Source organism: Leptolyngbya sp. FACHB-60, assembly GCF_014695775.1.
Lineage (GTDB): Bacteria > Cyanobacteriota > Cyanobacteriia > Phormidesmidales > Phormidesmidaceae > Nodosilinea.
Map to the genome: position 1 here is coordinate 1 of NZ_JACJOX010000068.1, position 20,314 is coordinate 20,314.

The 20,314-nt window shown below is 58.0% G+C and carries 22 protein-coding genes and 1 pseudogene; 10 read left to right on the plus strand and 13 right to left on the minus strand.

Translation table 11 applies throughout. The features are described from left to right. Nucleotides 1-164 (minus strand): annotated as a pseudogene (locus H6F57_RS24610) (photosystem II D2 protein (photosystem q(a) protein)); the annotation flags it as partial. A 506-nt stretch (nt 165-670) separates the two neighbouring features. On the opposite strand from H6F57_RS24610, the gene H6F57_RS24615 reads away from it, so the two are divergent. The 3 genes from H6F57_RS24615 (at nt 671) to H6F57_RS24625 (ending at nt 3,268) form a co-directional block, all read left to right on the plus strand. Then, entirely contained in the window at nt 671-1,237 is a 567-nt protein-coding gene (locus tag H6F57_RS24615) for a photosystem I assembly protein Ycf4 (RefSeq protein ID WP_190631516.1), read from the plus strand. 95 nt (nt 1,238-1,332) lie between these two features. Beyond that, entirely contained in the window at nt 1,333-2,076 is a 744-nt protein-coding gene (locus H6F57_RS24620) for a peptidylprolyl isomerase (protein WP_190631519.1), read from the plus strand. 37 nt (nt 2,077-2,113) lie between these two features. Then, entirely contained in the window at nt 2,114-3,268 is a 1,155-nt protein-coding gene (locus H6F57_RS24625) for a beta-ketoacyl-ACP synthase (RefSeq protein ID WP_190631521.1), read from the plus strand. On the opposite strand, the gene H6F57_RS24630 is transcribed toward H6F57_RS24625, so the two are convergent. Next, nucleotides 3,165-4,673, minus strand: a complete 1,509-nt coding sequence (locus H6F57_RS24630; RefSeq protein ID WP_190631523.1) for an aminotransferase class I/II-fold pyridoxal phosphate-dependent enzyme — start codon at nt 4,671-4,673, stop codon at nt 3,165-3,167. The two genes, H6F57_RS24625 and H6F57_RS24630, sit on opposite strands and share 104 nt — an antisense overlap. Before the next feature lie 190 nt (nt 4,674-4,863). On the opposite strand from H6F57_RS24630, the gene H6F57_RS24635 reads away from it, so the two are divergent. Further along, nucleotides 4,864-5,151: a DUF427 domain-containing protein gene (locus H6F57_RS24635; RefSeq protein ID WP_190631525.1), complete on the plus strand. Its 288-nt coding sequence runs from the start codon at nt 4,864-4,866 to the stop codon at nt 5,149-5,151. 42 nt (nt 5,152-5,193) lie between these two features. Here H6F57_RS24635 and ilvC read toward each other — a convergent pair whose 3' ends face one another. Next, on the minus strand, nt 5,194-6,189 hold the full coding sequence (gene ilvC, locus H6F57_RS24640) for a ketol-acid reductoisomerase (RefSeq protein ID WP_190631527.1): 996 nt from the start codon (nt 6,187-6,189) through the stop codon (nt 5,194-5,196). A 214-nt stretch (nt 6,190-6,403) separates the two neighbouring features. Here ilvC and H6F57_RS24645 point away from each other — a divergent pair, with 214 nt between their 5' ends. Then, the gene (locus tag H6F57_RS24645) at nt 6,404-7,120 is read left to right on the plus strand and encodes an SDR family oxidoreductase (RefSeq protein ID WP_190631529.1); all 717 of its coding nucleotides are present in this window, start codon (nt 6,404-6,406) and stop codon (nt 7,118-7,120) included. Between the two features lie 13 nt (nt 7,121-7,133). Here the strand turns inward: H6F57_RS24645 and H6F57_RS24650 are convergent, their stop codons facing one another. Beyond that, nucleotides 7,134-7,382: a hypothetical protein gene (locus tag H6F57_RS24650; RefSeq protein WP_190631531.1), complete on the minus strand. Its 249-nt coding sequence runs from the start codon at nt 7,380-7,382 to the stop codon at nt 7,134-7,136. A 212-nt stretch (nt 7,383-7,594) separates the two neighbouring features. Between H6F57_RS24650 and H6F57_RS24655 the strand changes: the two genes are divergently transcribed. Continuing rightward, the gene (locus H6F57_RS24655; protein ID WP_190631532.1) at nt 7,595-7,813 is read left to right on the plus strand and encodes a helix-turn-helix transcriptional regulator; all 219 of its coding nucleotides are present in this window, start codon (nt 7,595-7,597) and stop codon (nt 7,811-7,813) included. Nucleotides 7,814-7,843: 30 nt separating this feature from the next. On the opposite strand, the gene H6F57_RS24660 is transcribed toward H6F57_RS24655, so the two are convergent. After that, complete coding sequence (locus H6F57_RS24660) at nt 7,844-8,797, minus strand: type I restriction enzyme HsdR N-terminal domain-containing protein (RefSeq protein WP_190631534.1); 954 nt, start codon at nt 8,795-8,797, stop codon at nt 7,844-7,846. A gap of 205 nt (nt 8,798-9,002) precedes the next feature. On the opposite strand from H6F57_RS24660, the gene msrA reads away from it, so the two are divergent. Continuing rightward, nucleotides 9,003-9,458 carry a peptide-methionine (S)-S-oxide reductase MsrA gene (msrA, locus tag H6F57_RS24665; RefSeq protein WP_190631536.1) on the plus strand — a complete coding sequence of 152 codons (456 nt, stop codon included), beginning with the start codon at nt 9,003-9,005 and terminating at the stop codon, nt 9,456-9,458. 11 nt (nt 9,459-9,469) lie between these two features. Here msrA and H6F57_RS24670 read toward each other — a convergent pair whose 3' ends face one another. From H6F57_RS24670 to H6F57_RS24690, 5 genes are all read right to left on the minus strand, one after another. After that, nucleotides 9,470-9,808: a type II toxin-antitoxin system PemK/MazF family toxin gene (locus H6F57_RS24670; RefSeq protein ID WP_199290000.1), complete on the minus strand. Its 339-nt coding sequence runs from the start codon at nt 9,806-9,808 to the stop codon at nt 9,470-9,472. Further along, the gene (locus H6F57_RS24675; protein WP_190631540.1) at nt 9,798-10,007 is read right to left on the minus strand and encodes a toxin-antitoxin system, antitoxin component, Xre family protein; all 210 of its coding nucleotides are present in this window, start codon (nt 10,005-10,007) and stop codon (nt 9,798-9,800) included. Before H6F57_RS24675 ends, H6F57_RS24670 begins: the two co-directional genes overlap by 11 nt. Nucleotides 10,008-10,069: 62 nt before the next feature. After that, the gene (gene gshB / locus H6F57_RS24680; RefSeq protein ID WP_190631542.1) at nt 10,070-11,029 is read right to left on the minus strand and encodes a glutathione synthase; all 960 of its coding nucleotides are present in this window, start codon (nt 11,027-11,029) and stop codon (nt 10,070-10,072) included. A 75-nt stretch (nt 11,030-11,104) separates the two neighbouring features. Beyond that, nucleotides 11,105-11,494 carry a RidA family protein gene (locus tag H6F57_RS24685; RefSeq protein ID WP_190631544.1) on the minus strand — a complete coding sequence of 130 codons (390 nt, stop codon included), beginning with the start codon at nt 11,492-11,494 and terminating at the stop codon, nt 11,105-11,107. 121 nt (nt 11,495-11,615) lie between these two features. Then, nucleotides 11,616-12,065 (minus strand): NUDIX hydrolase, encoded by a 450-nt coding sequence (locus tag H6F57_RS24690; RefSeq protein WP_190631546.1) that lies wholly within the window; start codon nt 12,063-12,065, stop codon nt 11,616-11,618. 105 nt (nt 12,066-12,170) lie between these two features. Here H6F57_RS24690 and malQ point away from each other — a divergent pair, with 105 nt between their 5' ends. Further along, a complete protein-coding gene (malQ, locus tag H6F57_RS24695) occupies nt 12,171-13,682 on the plus strand; it encodes a 4-alpha-glucanotransferase (protein ID WP_190631548.1) in 1,512 nt (503 codons plus the stop codon). Between the two features lie 102 nt (nt 13,683-13,784). Here the strand turns inward: malQ and H6F57_RS24700 are convergent, their stop codons facing one another. The 3 genes from H6F57_RS24700 to H6F57_RS24710 all read right to left on the minus strand — a co-directional run bounded on the left by H6F57_RS24700 (nt 13,785) and on the right by H6F57_RS24710 (nt 16,138). Beyond that, nucleotides 13,785-14,183 (minus strand): CBS domain-containing protein, encoded by a 399-nt coding sequence (locus H6F57_RS24700; protein ID WP_190631549.1) that lies wholly within the window; start codon nt 14,181-14,183, stop codon nt 13,785-13,787. A gap of 263 nt (nt 14,184-14,446) precedes the next feature. Beyond that, a complete protein-coding gene (locus H6F57_RS24705; RefSeq protein ID WP_190631551.1) occupies nt 14,447-14,992 on the minus strand; it encodes a peptidoglycan-binding domain-containing protein in 546 nt (181 codons plus the stop codon). A gap of 6 nt (nt 14,993-14,998) precedes the next feature. Then, on the minus strand, nt 14,999-16,138 hold the full coding sequence (locus tag H6F57_RS24710; protein ID WP_242042997.1) for an AEC family transporter: 1,140 nt from the start codon (nt 16,136-16,138) through the stop codon (nt 14,999-15,001). Here H6F57_RS24710 and H6F57_RS24715 point away from each other — a divergent pair. Further along, nucleotides 16,137-16,931, plus strand: coding sequence for a M15 family metallopeptidase (locus tag H6F57_RS24715; RefSeq protein WP_190631555.1), 795 nt, complete (start codon nt 16,137-16,139; stop codon nt 16,929-16,931). The two genes, H6F57_RS24710 and H6F57_RS24715, sit on opposite strands and share 2 nt — an antisense overlap. 52 nt (nt 16,932-16,983) lie before the next feature. Next, nucleotides 16,984-20,280, plus strand: coding sequence for a DUF748 domain-containing protein (locus H6F57_RS24720; protein WP_190631557.1), 3,297 nt, complete (start codon nt 16,984-16,986; stop codon nt 20,278-20,280). The last annotated feature ends 34 nt before the right edge of the window (nt 20,281-20,314 follow it).

The following is a 20,314-nucleotide window of genomic DNA, read 5'->3' on the forward strand; positions in this document are numbered from 1 at the left end:
ACGAAGGTGGTGCCGGTCAGCCAGCCGCCTACGGCCATGAAGGCGCAGGGGAACAGCAGGATGCCCGACCACCCAATAAACACAAAGCGATCGCGCTTTAGCCAGTCGTCAAGGACGTCGAACCATCCTCGCTCCGCTTGCGCGCGTCCCATTGCTATGGTCATGTCAAATCCTCTTTATATGACATCCAATCCATAAGGTCGCAGCTCTGTTGGATCCAGACTATGCTGGCAGAGCATTACCTCAAAGCAGGGGTTAGTAACTACTAAGTATTCCAGATATTAGAGCCAGGGAGAATAATATTCCTACTCTAATCGCCGATACCTCTGCCTGAGTCGCACCAGCAGTCTCAGAAGACAAGCTTCTAAAGACTAGGTTTCTATTTATGATAAGGAGTGTTCTAATTTTTTACAATCTGACACGTAGTTTCTCAGGTGAGCGGTGCCAGGGGCTTGGCGGCGATGCAGCCGGGGTCAGCCGCCGGGGCCGACCGGCTTAAAGCCCCTGGGGTTTAGACTGGACTAATTCAGTGTTTATATAGATTAATAGCGGGTGATATACCCAGTCTGCTCAGTCCAATCGAAGAAAACGGTGGCGTCGGAGTCGCCTCGTCCAGACTTTTGCTAAATTTTTGTCGCGCTTCATCTATCACTATCGCTTGTTAAGATCTATGACTACCTCCCTGTCGTCTACTCAATCTCAAACCCTTAAGCGCACTGTGCTGGGGGGCCGCCGTCTGAGCAATATTTTTTGGGCTGTGGTGCTTACCTTAGGCGGGCTGGGGTTTGCTCTAGCTGGAGCTTCCAGCTACCTGAAACAAAACCTGCTGCCCTTCGCTGACCCGACCCAGCTGGTATTTATTCCCCAGGGCATTGCCATGGGCTTTTACGGAGTAGCGGCCCTGGGTTTGGCCACGTTTCTTTGGGTCGTCATCAGCTTAGATGTGGGCGGTGGGTATAACAGCTTTGACAAAGTCAGCAATCGCCTACAGATTGTGCGCAAAGGGTTTTGGGGAGAGAACCGCCGCATCGAGATCGATCGCCCTCTAGAAGAGGTGACGGCTGTGCGAGTGGCGATTAAAGAAGGGCTTAACCCTAAGCGCACTCTTTACCTCCGCATTAAGGGTCGTCCCGACATTCCGCTGACTCGGGTGGGCCAGCCCATCCCCCTCTCTGATTTAGAAAATCAGGGGGCAGAACTGGCACGGTTTTTGCAGGTGCCGTTAGAGGGGCTGTAGACCGTTTTAAGGTCAAAGGCTTACTGGCAGCCCCCGGCGTTGAGCCCTTGCGATAACATGGGGGGTCGGTTGAACTTTTAGGAATCGACGTATTGATGGCTCTATCGACCCGCCCGTTTACCCTGGCCCTCGCTGCCCTGCTCACCCTATGGCTGGGCGCTTGCACCAGTGCTCCCAGCTTAGACTCGACGAGCGAGGCCCCCGCAGACCCCGGCCTAACCGAATCAGTCACGGTGGCCCCGACCGGGTTGCCCGTGCTGGAGGGTACGGCGACCGTGGAGATGATAGTGAACGGTAGCCCCATTGTGATGGAGCTAGACGGCGCTAATGCCCCAGTTACCGCTGGTAATTTTGTAGATTTGGTGAACCGTGGCGTTTACGATGGCCTGGTGTTTCACCGGGTGGTGCGCGACCCGCAGCCCTTTGTGGCTCAGGGTGGCGACCCCCAGAGCAAAGACCCCAGCGTGCCGGCCCAACAGTTGGGTACGGGGAGCTTTAGGGACCCCGACACCCAGGCCCCCCGCTACGTTCCCTTAGAGATTAAGCCCGCTGGAGCGGCAGAGCCCATCTACAGCCAAACCTTGGAAGAAGCCCGCATCAATGAACCCCCCGAGCTGCCCCATACCAGGGGTGCCGTGGCAATGGCGCGATCGCAGGCGGTAGACTCGGCCTCGGCGCAGTTTTATATCACCCTGGCGGAACTACCCTTTTTGGACGGTAGCTACGCGGTGTTTGGCTATGTCACCAGCGGCATGGAGGTCGTTGATGCCATTCAGCAGGGCGATCGCATTGAGTCGGCGCGGGTCACAGCCGGGCTGGAGAATCTGAAGACTGAGTAGGCGAGATATTAGAGACCAGGCCGTTGTTGCGACCGGAATGGGGCTGGTTACAGCCCTAGGGGCTACGGCAGCGACGACCTGGCTCAATCTTCTGGCGGGAAAATCAGGCATTTGTGTAGGGCAGCCGTTTCCAGAGCTGCCGCCTCGGCCTTTGGCTATGGTGGGCGATAGGCCCGCTGACATTAAGGATTTGCTGGGGTTGGCGGTAGCTGAGGCGATCGCCGATGCCCAGCTCACGCTTCCCCTCGCCGACTGTGGCGTGGTGATTGGCTCTAGCCGCAGCTTTCAAGGTCGCTGGGAACAGATGGCCCACGCTGAGTCTTGGGAAGCCAATCCCTGGCTGGCGGCGCTGCCGCACATGGGGGCGATCGCCGTTGCTCGCCAGATTAAATCCCAAGGCCCGGTGCTGGCCCCCATGACGGCCTGTGCCACCGGGCTAACGGCGATCTTTCAGGGCTATGAGCTAGTGCGGCGAGGGCAGTGCGATCGCGTCATTGTCGGTGCCGCCGAAGCGCCTATAACGCCTCTCACCCTGGTTGGCTTTGAGCAATTGGGAGCCCTTGCCACCACCGGCTGCTACCCCTTTGCACCCTACCGAGAAGGGCTGGTTTTAGGGGAAGGAGCGGCGGTGCTGGTGCTGGAGTCGGAGGCAGCTTGGCGGGCGCGAGGTGGCCCCCAACCCTACGGCTGCGTTTTAGGGGCAGGGTTTAGTGCTGATGCTTACCACCGCACCGCTCCTGACCCTGAGCTGGTGGGCAGTCGCCTAGCCCTAAAAAATTGCTTACACTACAGCGGAATAACGCCTGCTCAAGTGGGCTACGTGCATGCCCACGGCACCGGCACTCGGCTTAACGATGAGCACGAAGCTAGCCTTCTGACCCAAGGGTTTCCTGCTCTACCCCTAGCTAGTTCGACAAAGGGAGCGACAGGACACACCCTGGGGGCATCTGGGGCGATCGGTGCGGCTGTTTGTTTGATGGCTCTGCGCCATCAAGTGCTACCGCCCAACACAGGGGTTCAGGACGAGAGCATCTATCCTAAGCTCGTGACTCACCCCATTCCTGCTGATTTGGAGGTGGCTCTGTGCTTTAGCTTCGGCTTTGGGGGGCAAAATGGTGTGCTCGCGCTGGGGCTAGAATCCGAAACGCTTCTGGCGCATTGCCGCCGGTCACGTAGCCTCCCTGCTGTTTGATGGCGATGAGATGGGCGATCGCCCCCTCACCAATCACCTCCCCTGCCACAATGGCGGGAATTCCTGGGGGATAGGCCGAAATCGTATCGGCACTAATGCGGCCAATGGCAGCTTCAGCTCTGACGGTTTCTGTAGGGGCAAAGAACGCCTCACGAGGTGACACCTGCGGCAGGGTAAATGAGGTGTCGGTATAGTCTGAGGCAGGCTGGGGCCAGACCTCAGCGGCGGCACACTGCTTGGCATATTTCTCTGCCAGCAAACGAAAACCAGCTACGCACCGCTGCCGATCCTCGTCTGTATTGCCTAGGCTGACAATCAAGGTCAGGTGCCGCAGCTCCGGCAGTTCGACAGTGACGCCTAGCTCTTCGTGAAGAATTTCGTCGGCCTCTAGCCCCGTGAGTCCCAGTCCCGACACATCCACCGTCAGCCGAGTCAGATCCAGATCGCTAACGCTGGAGAATGCTGTCACCGTCGGTTTGTCGATCACCCCTAGACCGGAAATTTTAGCTAGTTCGGTTCGCATTTGCTGCACCAGAGCGAGAGTATTCGCTAACAGCTCCTTGCCCTCGATCGCCATCTGGTGGCGGGCAGCATCCAACGAAGCTAGTAGCAGAGAATTTGGGCTGGTAGATTGGGTGAGCTGTAAGGCTGCTTGCAGGCGAGATCGATCGATGCGATCGCCCCGCGTGTGCAGCATTGCCGCCTGGCTCAGTGCCCCCAGCACCTTGTGGGTTGACTGCACCACCAGATCAGCGCCCAGAGCCAACGCCGGTGTGGGTAGGTCTGGATGAAAGGCAAAGTGCGGCCCGTGGGCTTCGTCGATGATTAGGGGAATGCCGTGGTGGTGGGCCAAGGATGCGATCGCCCCCACCTCTGAACAAATGCCGTGGTACGTGGGCGACACCAGCAGCACCGCGCGGGCATCGGGATGGTGGGCGAGGGTAGTTGCGATCGTCTCGGCCTTGACCCCCAGCGCTAGCCCCGGCTCTGCGCTGTACTCTGGCGCGACGAAAATCGGCATCGCCCCCGACAGCACCAACCCCGCAATTACCGAGCGGTGGGCATTGCGCGGCACAATAATCTTTTCCCCAGGGCCGCAGGTGGCAAGAATAGCAGCCTCAATGCCGCAGGTCGAACCGTTGGCAAGAAAGTAGGTGTGCTCAGCTCCAAAGGCTTCGGCAGCAAGCTCTTGGGCTTCGAGAATCACACCTTCAGGAGCAAACAAATTGTCTAGCTCCGGCAATTCTGGCAGATCTGCCGCTAGCGCCGCCGCTCCCAGCAGTTCTCTCAACCGAGGCGATGCTCCCTGCCCTCGCTTGTGGCCTGGCGCATAAAACGCTGCGTGGGGTCGCTGACTACTCGCCTGCAACGCCGTGAGAATAGGAGTTTGCGATTGATCGAGCATAGCGGTGTAACTCGATGGCCTGGATTATTAATGATTAAGCCAAAGCAGCCGGACGGGCCAGAGGCTCATCTCACAAGAGGGTGGTCATTCGAGTCTGGGGAGTCTCTGAGAGTGTTCTTGTGGGATAGCCGTCCCGGCTGTCTCACCCCAGATTCGCTATAGTCTGAGAGGAAAATCTGGAGAGTATCCCATGGCTAAAGTTACCTGGAATGGCGTTGTATTAGCCGAAAGCGACGCCTGCGAAGTTGTCGAAGGCAACCAATACTTTCCCCCCGACTCGCTGAATATGGACTACTTCAAGCCCATCAGCAAAACCACCGGCTGCCCCTGGAAAGGCACCGCCAGCTACTACGACATCGTTGTTGATAACAATGTGAATTCTGGAGCTGCCTGGTACTACGCCGAACCCAAACCCGCCGCGAGCAACATCAAGGGCTACGTGGCGTTTTATAGCAATAAGGTGAAGGTAGAAGCCTAGGTCTATGTAGGGGCACAGCACTGCTGTGCCCCTACCGCCCAATTACGCTTTCTTTAGCCAGCTAAACATGGCTCGCAGATCCTTACCCACTTCTTCGATGGGGTGCTCGGCTTCGCGGCGGCGCATGGCGGTGAACCCGGCGTTGCCCGACTGGCTCTCAAGCACAAATTCGCGAGCAAACTGGCCGGTCTGAATTTCCTTCAGCACCTTGCGCATTTCGGCGCGGGTTTCGTCGGTGATGATGCGGGGGCCACGGGTGTAGTCGCCGTACTCTGCGGTGTTGGAGATGCTGTCGCGCATTTTGGCGAGGCCACCTTCCACAACAAGATCGACAATTAGCTTCACTTCGTGGAGGCACTCGAAGTAGGCGAGCTCGGGCTGGTAGCCAGCATTGACCAGGGTTTCAAACCCGGCTTTGATCAGCTCGCTGAGGCCGCCGCAGAGCACCACTTGCTCACCAAACAGGTCGGTCTCAGTCTCTTCGCGGAAGGTGGTTTCGAGCACGCCAGCGCGGGTGCCGCCAATGCCCTTAGCGTAAGCCATGGCGCGATCGCGGGCCTGACCAGTGGCATCTTGATAGACGGCAAACAGGCAGGGCACCCCTTGGCCCTCTTGGTAGGTGCGGCGCACCAGGTGGCCGGGGCCTTTGGGGGCGACCATCACCACATCCACATCGTCGGGGGGCACGATTTGGCCAAAGTTGATGTTAAAGCCGTGGGCAAACAGCAGCACGTTGCCCGCTTCGAGGTTGGGGGCGATCGCTTCTTTATAAATGGTGCGCTGCACTTCGTCGGGCAGCAAGATCATGATCCAGTCGGCTAGCTTCACGGCATCGGCGACGGGCTTAACGGTGAGACCTTCGGCCTCAGCTTTGGCGGTGGAGCGGCTGCCTTCGTAGAGACCCACAATGACGTTGACGCCGCTGTCTTTGAGGTTGAGGGCGTGGGCATGACCCTGGGAGCCATAGCCGATGATGGCCACGGTCTTGCCGTTGAGCAAATCTAAGTTGGCGTCACTGTCGTAATACATGCGGGCCATGGGGTTCTCCTTGAACTTGACGGGCTGCGGTGTTTTCTGTGCAAGCTCTTGATTCTATCAAACTAAGGGGGCTAGCCAAAATCCTTCAGACTATGATCTGGCCTTTGCCGATCGCGCGCTTAGCCACCTCAATGCAACGGCGGCAACCTGCCCATCGGTAGAATAAGGGCATGCACCAAAATCGTGGTTACAGTCCTCCTTACGAGCACCGCTGATGGTTAAAGCAACCTCTCCCTCGACCCTCGTTGCCCTGGTTACCGGAGCCAACCGGGGCATTGGCTTAGAAGTTACTCGCCAGCTGGCCCAGGCGGGGATGACGGTGATTTTGGGTAGCCGCAACCCGGCCAAGGGAGAAGCTGCCGCAGCGCCGATGATTCAGGCCGGTTTAGAGGTTTTGCCCCAGCCCTTAGATGTGACCGACCTAGACAGCATTGCCTACCTAGCCCAGTTAGTAGAGCAGCGGTTTGGTCGCCTCGATGTGCTGATCAACAATGCAGGCATTCTTTACGACACGTGGCAGCAGGCCAGCAATGCCGACCTGGCGGTGGTGCAGGAGGCGATCGCGACCAACACCCTTGGCCCCTGGCGCATGGCCCAGGCGTTTTTGCCCTTGCTCAAGCGCAGCCCACGTGGTCGCATCGTCAATGTTTCCAGCGGGGCAGGGGCTTTGAGCAGCATGGGGGCAGGCACCCCGGCCTATAGCACATCTAAAGCGGCCCTAAACGCGTTTACTCGACTGCTAGGCGCTGAGCTACAAGGCACCGGCATTTTGGTGAATGCGGTATGCCCTGGTTGGGTCGCCACCGATATGGGCGGCAGCGGTGGTCGCCCGGTAGAGGAGGGCGCAACCAGCGTTGTGTGGGCAGCGACTTTGCCCGACGATGGCCCTACGGGCGGGTTCTTTCGAGATGGCAAACCGCTGGATTGGTAGATTTCCCAGAGCGCTAGCGGCGAATCCATTTGGTGAGGATGCGCATGGGTTGCCCGGTGGTGGGGTCGAGCTGGGGTTTGCGCCAGGCGCGGGGTTCGGCGAAGCCGATGCTGTGGAGATGGGCGATGACTAGCTCCATGTTGGTGGCGGTGCCGATGAGCATGACGCGCACGGGTTCGCGCGGGTCGACTGGCTCTGCGCTAGGTGGGTCGTTGGAGGGCGGCTGGCTATAGATTTCGCTGTTGGGGATGAATTCTGACATGGCGATCGGTTGATAAGGTTGACAGAGAGGATCCAGATCCCAGGGTTTTTGAAAAACCCTGGGATCTGTTGCTGCAAGAAACTGCACGAAGGGTGCGAAACCCATCGCAGAATGCGACACTGTGAAATCGAGTCGTCCTGAAGAAAGCTTCAATGCGGCTAAAAACTATACCGTTCTTTCTATACCGAACGGTAACTACTGAGCAGTATAGTATGTCTGGCCAAAGTCAGCAAGCCACGCTGATGGATTTGCGTACTCGTGCAGGTTTGACCCGCCGCGAGGTGGCAAATGCCCTAGGAATTACCGAAAAAACGGTCTACGTCTGGGAAACCAGCGACAATCCGCCCAAAATGACGGTTTCTCAGGTTCAAAAGCTATTAGAGATTCTTAGCTGTACGTTGGATGAGTTAGCGATCGCAACGAGAAAATAAGCTTGTAAATCCCATGTTGTGGAGCAAGTATTACAAATCGCCTAGACCCAACACATTTTGAAGAGCCCTCTGCACATCCTCGTCATTTAAAGATACATTTTTATCTTGCTCATCTTTGTATGTTGTAGTAAGTTCTAATCTCAATGCTTTGACGACTCGATCGGAGTCAAGCGCTTTCAACATGCGCTTTTTGCTGATGCAAGCTACTAGGTGGCTCTCATTCTCAAGATCGCCACCGAAGACAGCTTTAGAAGTCAGCAGATATAACTTTTCTGCGTCAACTTCGCTAACTCCATCTTCATCAAGTAAAGAAACATCGAATATCTCAATAAAGCGAGGATCTTTTCCAGGCTGAGGAATAACATGGTAAAGTCGCCAGATTTGGCCATTTGTGACAACAGCCCATTCTGCTGAAAGGCTTGTAGCGTAGCCAGCAGCTTGGTCTCTTACATTGTTATTTAGTTTTGCCCTAATATTCTTACACTCAATTACTAGAAAGATATGATCACCGCGTTTGAGGGCTATGTCAACTTTCCCTCCCAGTGTTCTAACCTCTGTATCAAGCTCGTTTTTGCTGTATCCCAGCACATTCTCTAGGGCTTCAATGCACCATCTCCTCACTTCTTCTTCAGAGGCTTTTGGTGAGTTAGAGATTTCAACTAGTCGGGGGTGGAGGCGGCGAAACCCATCACGAATGGAGTCTATAGTTTCTTGTCGAATTTCTGCTTTTGTGCGCCGCTTAATTGTCTTTGTACTGCTCTTATTATCTGACTCTTCTTCTGTGTTAGCAGCTTGAATAGAGACAACTTCAAGCGGAGTTGGCTCTACCAACTCCATCACAAATACGTTTCTACACTTTGGACATCTAACAGGTTTACCGATCTGGTTCTGATATTCGCTCTTAACCCTAAATCTGGTCTTGCAGTCGTCGCAGGACGTAAAACCTATATAGTTGTCAACAATGCTGGGGCTAATTGTAGTCATAACGTATGTGAGGGGGGCACTCGTGACTATGATTTAAATACTCAAAGCTCTGACAGATGAAAACTTACATCAGTCAGATTGAGTGTTCCCAAAATAAGTTAAGTACTTCACCTAAAAGTTACTGAGAGCTTCTAGGTATTGAATTATGAGTATCTAGCCACCTTCTACAATTAGAGGTGGGCGTTTTCCTAAAGGTTCCAAGCCAATGACCGCTACTGCTGAACTCGCCACATTTGGGGCCGGATGCTTCTGGGGTGTAGAAGCCGCCTTTCGCAAACTCGACAACGTAATTGACACCTCCGTCGGCTACATGGGCGGCCACTTCGAAAACCCCTGCTACCTGGATGTGCTGTCGCGCATTACTGGCCACGCCGAGGTCTGCCAGGTGCAGTTCAACCCCACCGAGATTTCCTACGACGCACTGCTCGAAACCTTTTGGCGCATCCACGACCCCACCAGCCTCAATCGCCAGGGGGGCGATCGCGGCGAGCAATACCGTTCCGTGATTTTTTACCACACCCCAGAGCAGGGCAAAGTTGCCCGCCAGGCCAAAAACAAGCTGCAAGACTCAGGCCACTACCCCAAGCCTATCGTCACCCAAATTGAACCCGCTGGCGCTTACTGGCTCGCCTCAGAAGAACACCAGCGATACTTTGGTTAGCTGTTGTCGCCTTACTCTGTAAGCAAAAGCATCAGCAAATCCTTCAGTGACTCACTGTCTGATGAAGCAAGATTGCCCAATTGCCGAATCACCAAGTCTTTTTGAATTGTCGTAATCACAGGCTTGATAACTGAAAGCTTAAGCAGTCCTGCCGTTTGCCAGTCAGTGATCATCATCTCACCGAACAATAAAGGTGTTCGCACTTGGCTAGTTACCGCGATGAGAATGAGATCGGGGCGAGCTGTGTTGTAGTCTTGTGAGCTGATGACAACTGATGGCCTTTTCTTTTGAGCGTTCTGGTTAGTAAAAGGAAACGGCACCAGCACCACCTGGCCGAAATCAAAGGTCATCGTAAGCGGCATCCTCTGGGTTATCCCAGACCTGAGCCAACGACGGCTCAGACGCTTGGGCGGAGGCGGCAACCAACTGTCTATCTGAATAGCGCTGACTGAGAAAATCAACAAAATCCTCTACCTCAGCAATCTGCAAAGGAGAGAACTGACGAATCTTGTCGAGCAGTTGCCTTTCTTGCTCAGATAACGCTTGCATAGGCTTCCCTACGGCATTGTTTGCGGGTATAACACCAGTGTAACCTCGTATTAATCAGCGCTTTATCCCTGCTCGACCCAGGCAATTACCTGATCGCCCAGGCGCACATCGTTAAGGCGATCGATTTCGCGAATGCCCGTGGGGCTGGTGACATTGACCTCGGTGAGGTAGCCACCAATCACATCAATGCCCACAAAGTAGAGGCCGTCACGAATCAGAGTGGGGGCTAGCTGACGGCAGATATCAAGTTCGCGTTCCGTAATATCGACCTGAGCAACCCGCCCACCCACTGCCATGTTGCCGCGAAACTCGCTGCCGGTAGGGATGCGGTTGACCGCGCCAATGGGCTCACCATTGAGCATAATAATCCGCTTGTCGCCGTCTTTAGCAGCGGGCAGGTAGGTCTGCACCATCACCGGCTCTTTGCCCTGCTGGGTGCTGATTTCAACCATGGAGTTGAGGTTGCGATCGCCCGCCTGCAAAAACAGAATTCCCTCCCCAGCCTTGCCCCCCAGAGGCTTGAGCACCGCCGAGCCCCACCGCTCCACCGTCTCGCGAATCACCGCCTTACTCTGGCTAACGATAGTTTCAGGAATCGCCTCAGTAAATTGCAGGGCATACATTTTCTCGTTGGCGGCCCGCAGCCCCTTGGGCGAATTAATCACACGGGTTTTGGCCGGGTCAATGTAGTCGAGAATGTAAGTGGCGTAGAGGTAGGGCACCGTCACCGGCGGGTCGGTGCGCATAAACACCGCGTCCATCTCTTCTAGCGGCAGCTGTACTGCTTCACCCACTTCAAACCAGGGGTTAGCTGCCGCCCAAAGCCCATCCACTAGGTCTACGGGGGTGAGCTTCACCGGCTGCATGAGTGCCAGGGCTTTGCCCGCCACCACACTGAGGGCGTTAGCCGCTGTAATCCACACCTCATGGCCGCGCTGCTGGGCCGCTTCCATCAGGGCAACGCTAGTGTCGTGGCCGGGGTCGAGGCGGTGGATGGGGTCGATAATGAAGGCAACTTTCACAGGCGATGCTCAATACTCCAAGTAGAGTTCTAGCATCCCACGCACCGGTTAAGTGTGAGACAGCGCTGAGCAGGGCTACAGAACCGCAATGCATTCAATCTCAACATCGACATCCTTAGGCAGGCGCGCCACCTCAACACAGGCCCGAGCTGGGGCATGGTCACCGCCAAAATACTTAGCGTAAATCTCATTGACGGCCCCAAAGTCGCCCATGTCTTTGAGAAACACCGAAGTTTTTACCACGTTGTCAAAGCCGGCTCCGGCGGCGGTCAAAATCGCTGCCAAGTTGGCGATCACCTGCTCGGTTTGGGCGACGACATCCCCCTCACCCACCAACTGCCCTGTGGCCGGATCGAGAGCAATTTGGCCAGAGACGAAGAGCATTTGCCCGCTCACGGCCACGGCCTGGTTGTAGGGACCAACGGGGGCGGGGGCGGCGGGGGTGTTGATGATGGTGCGCTGCATGGGGAGAGGGGTAAGGGGTAGGGGGTGGATGGGTGAGGGGTAAGGGGGTGGATGGGTGAGGGGTAAGGGGGTGGATGGGTGAGGGGTAGGGGCTGTATCCGTACTCCTTATTTCCCACTCCCTACTTCTCTAGGTCGCTGCCAAAGCGGGGTCGTTGGCCGTAAAAGCGGTACTGCCAATAATCTCGCAAAATGCGATCGTGATCAAAGCAGAGATTTTGCGGCACCTCCCATGGTGTGACGATGGCGGCGGTTTTGGCGTCGTCACCGGCGACGGGGTGGGCAGTGGCAGTGGCCAGAAACACAACGCTAAGGGTGTGCTGGCGGGGGTCGCGATCGGGGTCGGAGTAAACGGCGAGCTGTTCGATCAGGGTGACGGTGAGGCCGGTTTCTTCCTGTGCTTCGCGGCGGGCGGCGGTTTCAACGCTTTCGCCATAGTCGACAAAGCCGCCGGGGAGGGCCCAGCCGAAGGGTTCGTGGTGGCGCTCAATTAGCACGATGGGGCGGTGGGGGTGGTGCAGCAGCTCGATAATGATGTCAACGGTGGGGGTAGGGTTGCGATAGGTGGTCATAGGGGACTTTATAGGAAATTCCTGAAACAAAAATAACTCTTAGGACAGCCGACTCGTCTTGGTAGGCCATGTTAGAGTCCAACTGAAATTTAAGCCGAGCTAACTATGCCCTTTCCCAGAGCCAGCGGCATTTTGCTGCATCCTACGTCGCTGCCCGGTCGGTTTGGTATTGGCGACCTCGGGCCTGAAGCCTACCGATTTGTAGATTTTTTGGCGTCGACTCGCCAACATCTCTGGCAGGTGCTGCCGCTGGGGCCGACTGGTCACGGCAACTCGCCCTATCTCTGCTACTCGGCGATGGCGGGCAACCCTCTGCTAATCAGCCTCGAAGAGCTGTGCAATCGCTCTCTACTCTACCCTGACGAACTGCATGAATTAGAGCATTTTTCTCCCCACCAGATTGACTTTGACCGGGTGATTCCGATCAAGACCGAGCTGTTGAAGCGGGCGGCCAGCCGCTTTGACGAGGTGGCCTCAGATGAAGACCGAGCTGCCCTGGCTCAGTTCAGCGAAGAGTGCCACTTTTGGGTGGATGAATTTGCCTTTTTTATGGCGCTTAAAAATGCCCACGGCGGTGCGGGCTGGACGGAATGGCCCAGCGACATCGCCCGACGCGAACCCGAGGCGATGGCCGCCTGGCGGGAGAAATTAGCCGGCGATATTTTTTCCCACAAGTTCTTGCAGTTTGAGTTTCATCGCCAGTGGCAGTCGCTGCGGCAGTATGCCCGCGATCGCCAGATTCAAATTATTGGCGACATTCCCATTTACGTGGCCCACGATAGCGTCGATGTGTGGGCCTATCCCGACAACTTTAAGCTTGACCCAGAAACCTTAGCTCCGGCGCAGATGGCCGGGGTGCCGCCCGACTATTTCAGCGAAACTGGGCAGCTCTGGGGCAACCCCACCTACAACTGGGATGTGCTGAAAGAGCAAGGCTTTAACTGGTGGATTCAGCGTGTCAAGGCGCTGCTGAGCTACGTTGACATCATTCGGGTTGACCACTTCCGGGGGTTGCAGGCTTTCTGGGGCGTGCCCGCCGGCGAAACCACCGCCATCAACGGGGAATGGATCGAAGCCCCAGGTACAGAGCTGTTCGAAGCCGTGCGCGAAACCTTTGGCAAACTGCCTGTCATGGCTGAGGATTTGGGGATGATTACCCCAGAGGTCGAGGCCCTGCGGGACGAGTTTGAGTTTCCGGGCATGAAAATTTTGCACTTCGCCTTTGGCGGCGGCAGCGATAATCCCTACTTGCCCTTTAACTATGTCGAGAACAGCGTGGTCTACACCGGCACCCACGACAACGACACCACGATTGGCTGGTTTGAAAAAATGCCCGACCACGAGCGCGATTCCCTCCAGCATTACCTCGGCTGCATCAGCCCCGAAGGCATTCACTGGTCGCTGATTCGCCTAGCGCTGCTGTCGATTTCTAACCAGGCGATTATTCCCCTACAAGATGTGCTGGGCTACGGCAGCGACTGCCGCATGAACACCCCCGGCCGGTCTGACGGCAACTGGGGCTGGCGCTACGAGGCCAAAGTCATAACGGATGAGGTGAGCAATCGCCTGCGATCGCTCACCGAACTCTCCAACCGAGCCACAGCCTCGACGGATTAGCGCTAAGCGTGAGTCAGAAGATAGGGAGATGAGGAGGGTGAGGAGAGCTAGAAGTCTATTCAACCAGTCTCTTCCCCGTCTCATCTCCCTATCTTCTTCTATCTAACGCCTCAAGGCTGGTGCCGACATGCCCCGCATAAAAATATCGGTGACCGAAATCACCCCTAGCAAGCGCCCGTCTTGAACCACGGGGGCGCGCTGCACACTGGTGTCAGACAACACCTGGGAAGCTTCCTGAATGGTGAGGTTAGGGGCCAGAGAAATGCAGGGCTGACGCATAATGTCTTGGACCAGCACCTTTTTAGGATTGTGGCCCCGCGCCACCACGGTGTAGACAATATCGCGCTCGGTCACCATGCCAAAAGGCATATCTTGACTGCGGTGCTCGACTAGGAGCGCCCGAATCTGTCGCTGCTGCATCAGGTCAATGGCATCGGCGACGGTGGCACCGCTGGCGATGGTAGTGACGTTAGGGGTCATGATGTCGGCCACGGTCAGCATAGGACTCTCCAGGAAACGAATGGGGTAAGGGCTACAACCGCGCATTACAGAGGCCTGCACGCCACGGGCAGGCCTTTGTCTGAACCCATAAACCGGCTAACAAGTTGCGGTCTGAAAGATCAAAAATCTGGCTGCTGGGGAAGCTTCCTCAGCGCTGTGATTCGGTTTGCAGCAATCTCTCCTATGGTGACCTCTAGAGCTGGGATCACGGGTTGTATTTGTAGCTTTTCTTTAGATTGCCAAGGATTGGCAGTTACAAATTCTTAAAGTTTTGGCTTAAACGGCAGTGACACCCGCTGCCGCCGTCGGTGTAAGCAGGTTAGCGCGCCGCCAGCAATGGGCACCAGGGGCATCAGAGCAAGCCAAATGGCGGGGGGAGGCGGGTTGGGCTGAGCCACAACCAGGGGAGTAAAGGTGACTAAATTGGCGGTGAGAAGCGGCGGTGGTAGGGTCGCCGCTCGCTGTGCTGCCTCTAGGGCACGCCAGGTTTGCGGGCCAGCGATGCCATCGACGACCAAGCCTTGCTGCGCCTGTAGCGATCGCACCGCTGCGGCGGTATCGGGGCCATAGTGGCCATTCACCACTCCAGAAAACAGCCCTAAATTTGCCAGCTCCGTCTGAAGCTGATTGACCAACGGACCCCTGTCTTCGGTTTGTAGCAGGGGAGCAGGGTCGGCGGGCTGCTGGGCAGTCGGCGGAACAGGCTGGGCTAAACCAGAGGCGAGGGGGGCGAGTCCTCCTAGGGCCAGCAGGCTGACTAGCAGCCGTCGGCGGCCGTGGTGCAAAGTTGTCGTTCTTCGGGTGATCATTGGTCGTCACTCCCCAGAAAATGCCCACAGCCAGAGGGGCAGGGTAAACAGCAAGCTGGCCGAACTGAGCCCCACACAGGTGACCGACAGATCGCGATCGAGGTCGTAGGCCTCGGCCAGCACCAGGTTAGAAAAGGCGCAGGGCATGCCTGCCTGCAAAATCATCACCAATCGAGGCGGACCGTCTATGCCCAAGACGGTGAGGCCTAACCCCACCGCCAGGGGCAGCACCAGCATCTTAATCCCCACGGCTATGGTGGCCCGATGCAGGTGCTGCCACGAGCTGAGCTGCTGAATGCGCAGCCCCATTAGCACTAGCGACAGCACTACAATAGCCCAGGCAAACCGATAAAGGGCCAGGTCGAGCCAGGCGGGCAGGGCGATCGCCTTCAGACCCAGACCCAGACCAAAGGCCAGAATAATCGGATTTTGCACCACCGCCCGTAGCCTGGTTGACCATTGCCGCTGCCAGGACTGCGACGAGCTGCGACTTTGCCCCCCCATTTCTGAAGCTAAAATCGCCCCCAGCCCGTAGGAGCCCAGCAGCGTGCCCAGAGCATCGTAGAACAGTGCCCAGCCAAAGACACCCACCCCCAGTTGGGGCAGTAGCAGCACCACGGGATAGCCAATGTAGCCGGTGTTGCCCAGCATCGCCGCCAGGGAAAAGCTGCCCTGGGTAGGCCGCGCCCACGGCTTCTGATCGGCGCGAATCCACAGGCGACTGCACAGCAGCCCTAGCAAAATAGCGGCCCAGGCGACCACCGGAGCTAGGTACAGGTTGCCCGACAGGTCGGCGCGGCGCATAAACCCCACAATGCTGAGAGGAATGCCCAACCAAAACAAAAACCGCCCCAGGCGCAGGGGCACCTGCTGATACAGCCCTTGGGCTGTCTCTTGGTGAGGGGTAAACCGGTACAGCAACGCCCCCAGGCCAATTCCAGCGCAGATGCCAGCTCCAATTGGCCCATATAGGCGCATCAATACCTCAAGCGGTGGCAAAACAGCAGCCCTCCCATACCTTGCACTGCGATTGTGACAGGCGAGGCCGGAGTTGGGTATAGCCATCGCTACTCCGGCCGAGAAGTTGTAACCGCATCGCCGCCAAGGGCCATAATGGGTAGAGCTTTGCCGGAAGCGAGTGACCATGCCTCCTATCGACGATATTCCCCAAGCGGCCCGCGATGTCCCTGTCTATTCTGCGGGCGCAGAGCAGCACCCTTGGCTGCGACGCACGCGTCTGCTGCGGCGCTTTTTGGGTTTGGCTATGCTGGCTCTGGCGGCGGGCGGGCTGGTGGCCTGGTATCAGACCAACGGGTTCTCTGCGGTCGAGTTTGCCCAGCCCTTTGAGACGATGGTCAACCGCTCCGCTGTTGAGACCGATGGAGCAGAACCAGCCACCAGCGATCGCGACGTAGCCGTGCAACTCGCCCCCTCTAGCCGCACTCTGCTGAACCATCGCGCCTACGATGAAGCCCCTGACGAAGAGCTGGTGACGCTGAATGCCAATGCCGCCATTCGTCTGCGTGCCGGTGCGGCCAGCCAATACGAGGCCATGGCCCAGGCCGCCCGTCGCGAAGGCGTGAGACTGGTGCCGCTGTCGGGCTTTCGTTCCCAGGCGGAGCAAGAGACAATTTTCTTTAGCCTCAAGGCCGATCGCGGCCAAAATGCCGAAACCCGCGCCGAGGTCAGTGCCCCGCCGGGCTATAGCGAGCACCACACCGGCTACGCCATCGACATCGGCGACGGCAACCAAGCGGGTGCTAACCTAAACACCGACTTTGCCGATACCCGCGCCTACCAGTGGATGGAAGCCAATGCCGTGCGCTACGGCTATGAGCTGTCCTTTCCGCCCGACAATTTTCAGGGGGTGGCTTTTGAGCCCTGGCACTGGCGGTTTGTGGGCGATCGCGCCAGCCTAGAGACTTTTTATAGCGAATAGGCTACAGCGAATAGGCCAAGATTTCTCACCAGTTCTGCCCGGCGTTGGTTCCATGGCTCTTGTCCGTCAAAAACTTTCTGCCCCCCAGCTGGCAGCGTGGTTCAAGCTGGCGGCCAGGGCAGCCATGCCCTGGTCGTTGATCAGCGTCATTCTAGGGGGAGGACTGCTGCTTAAAACCTTGCACTCCCAGGTAGAACAAGCGATTTCAGATTCTCTGCACCAGCCCGTTCAGCTGGGGGGAGTGCGGGGGGTAGCGCAGTGGGGCATTGTGCTGGGCAAAACCGTCATCCCCAGAACTGAAGCCAGCAGGCTAGGGGGAGAAATCGATGCTGTTGTCGTTCTGCTGGACTGGCCAGAGCTGCTACACCGAGGCCAACTGCGCCTCTCGGTGACCCTGGTGCGGCCCGATCTGTGGGTAGTAGTGCCAGAACCAGGGACAGAGCCTGACTTTGTTGGGGGAAGGGGGGCGGCGATCGCCGCCAATCAGCGGGCAACCTTAGACGGGCTTTGGGTGAAAGATGGCACCTTCACCCTCTCTGCGCCTAGCGCTGATGGCGCTGATCATAGACCTGCCGTCACAGTCCACGGCGTGCAGGCCGCAGTCCAATTGCCTAGCGGGCAGATATCTCGTCAGGTTTCCTTTGCGCTGGAGGGGCTACTCGACCAGGGCCACTGGCAGACCAGCGGCACGGTTGATTTGGCGCGGCGATCGCTCCAGCTCAACCTTCAGAGCCAAGATCTGCCCCTGTCCAGTTTCAACCTGGTGCTGCCGCCAGCGGTTGACATTCAGGCCGGATTGCTCAGCGGTGATCTGAGGCTGACCACGCCCCTGCCCAATGCCGTTGTGCCCCCCCTAGCGGCCCTCGACCTGCAAGGAACCATCGCCGTGCGGGATGGGCAGGGCATTGTGGGCCAGCGGTCGGCCCCAATCCACAACTTGCAGAGCCGGCTGGAATTTCAGGGGCAGCGGGTAACCCTCTCTGACACCAATCTCAACGTGGGCGCTATGGCGCTGACGGCGGCCGGCAGTCTCGATCTAAAAACGGGCTACGACCTGAGCGCCCAGGTGCCGCCGGTAGCCGCTGATGATTTGCGGGCGATCGTGGGCGATCGCCTGCCCCTCGACCTCCAGCCCTGGCAGTGGCAGGCCAGCCTCACCGGGTCGTTTCAAGAGCCTATCTTGAAGGTGCAGCCCGACCCCGCCCTGCTGCCGCCCGGCCACTTGGCGCTGGATTTAGGCCTGGTGGCGGTGGCGCTAGGAATGCAGGCCCAGGGGCTTCCCCCCCGCGACTGGATTGGCCCAATTGAAGGGGCGAACTACGAATTTGGGGGCAACGGGGCCTGGTTTACCCTCAGTGATGGCACCGTGGTGCCACCCCTGTCGGAGGCGGCCTACCAGCGGGCCAGTGGGGGATTAAACAGCCGTCTGCGCCCGGCCCTCGATCGCAAGTTTTTTTGGTTTTTGCAGACCAACCCCTACGTCACTGCGATTGCCGCCGATCTGGCTAAGGGCAAGCTGCTGCCCTATCGCCAAGGGGAGCGTTTCGATACCGATCGCTTCTTTGTAGAGTACTTTGTGCCGGTCTACGTTGAGTCGAGCCGGGCAGCGGGGCTCGACCCCGGCGAGGCGCTGTGGATGCTCGACCATTCGCTGCGCACCCTGCACGATCCGTTGCTGCGCCACCCCGATGCTCAACCGATTACCACAGGGGCGGGCACCGTGGGCTCGTTTTGGGCGGGCGAGCAGCAGCTCTCGATGCAGCAGTTGCTCACCCGGCCGCTGCTGACCAAACCGGGGCGAACGGGGCAGTTGACCCGCTTGGCCCTGCTCAGGCAGCTCAATGCCTCGACATCCCTAGAGAGTCGGCGGCTGTCGAGCAGTCCAGAGCTGATGTCGAAAATTCCCAACGTCACCTTTGGGGCTGAGGAGGGGGCGATCGCCCTAGCTCTGGGCATGATGCGGTTTGAGGGCGAGGGGCTTTACCCCGAGTCACTGCGATCGCTGGCTGCCTCGATTGAGCAAAACGAGCTCGATAAGCACGCCCTGCGCACCACTATCACGGGCAGAATGCAGGGCTTAGCGACTAAGAACAGGGCGGCTCTGAGCTTTGCCTTACTGCGGTTTAGCGATCGCGACTGGGCGCAGGTAGGCATGGGCAAGCACCTGTTCCCGGGCGGGGCCGCCCATCTTACCGGCGGCAACACGCTGTCGGTGATGATCTCTCGCCAGGAGAAGGCGGGCTACAGCCTGGAGCAAGCCTACCAAAACAGCCGCCTGCTGCTGCTGGAGCTCCTTGCTGGTGTAGACCAGGGAGATGGGGGCGATCACATTGTGTTTGCCCTGCTCAAAGATCACGCCTTTAGCCCCCGCTTTTGGCAAATTTTGGCGCAAAAAGAGCCGCTGTTGGCGGCTCAGCTGGGGGCGATCGCCGCCGACGTCAGCGCCTACCAACAGCTGGCCCAGCAGGGGGCCACCCTGCATGAGACGTTCTACGCGACCCTGGTCACCACCGATCAAGATATTGGCGTCAGCGCGACACTCAAGCAGGCGGTAGGATTTCAGGCCCACCTGGCGCGCTTGCTCGACCAGGCCTTTGCCCCCGCCGACCCAGCTGACCCACGCTATCGTGCCTTTCGCCGCAGCCTGGCTATATACCTCAGGGAAGCCCCCGATATTTCGGTCTACGGCGGTACTGAGGCAGCCCTGCGAGCCTACGGCCAAGAAACCCTCAATGTGCAGGAGCTAATCGCCGTCGATATCGCCGATGCCCCGCGTATTCGGGCGCTGGCCCGGCTGTATCACGAAGCCATAGCCAGTGGCCTGATTACAGAGTGGGATACGGCAGGGTTTCAACGCATTTTGCTCACCGGCGCGCTGCTGGCCGCCGGTGTAGAGCGACCTGACCTGCCCCCGGCGCTTCAGAGTGTGGGTTTCCCCAACGCCCAGTTTCGCCGCGACCTGTTGTTTGTCGTGGGAGTCGAGGGCATCCATGTGGAGGCGACCCGGCTGGGCATCCAGGCCCACGACCATCGGGTGAGTTTTCAGCCCGTGGCTCGACCCGGCTATCGCGCTCCGGCGCTGAATGGGGCCGATGCGGCTAGCTGTCCAAATGAACCCTACGTGGCGGCAATCGCCCTAGGAGCCGCCACCGCCTTTGTCTGGGATGCTGAAGCCCAGCGCGTGGTCCTGCGGCGAGGCCGCACCCGCTGCCCGCTGCCGGAGGGCTGGACGGCGCTGTTCTTCCCGGCCCTGCTGGAGAGCGTGCCCATTGAGCACTCCGAGGCCGGACGCGATCGCCTGCAAGACAGCTTGCAAACGGCCAAACGACTAGAGGCCGGCATTTTTTGAGCCCTAGCCCCGGTTCCCCATCCTCGCTACCATA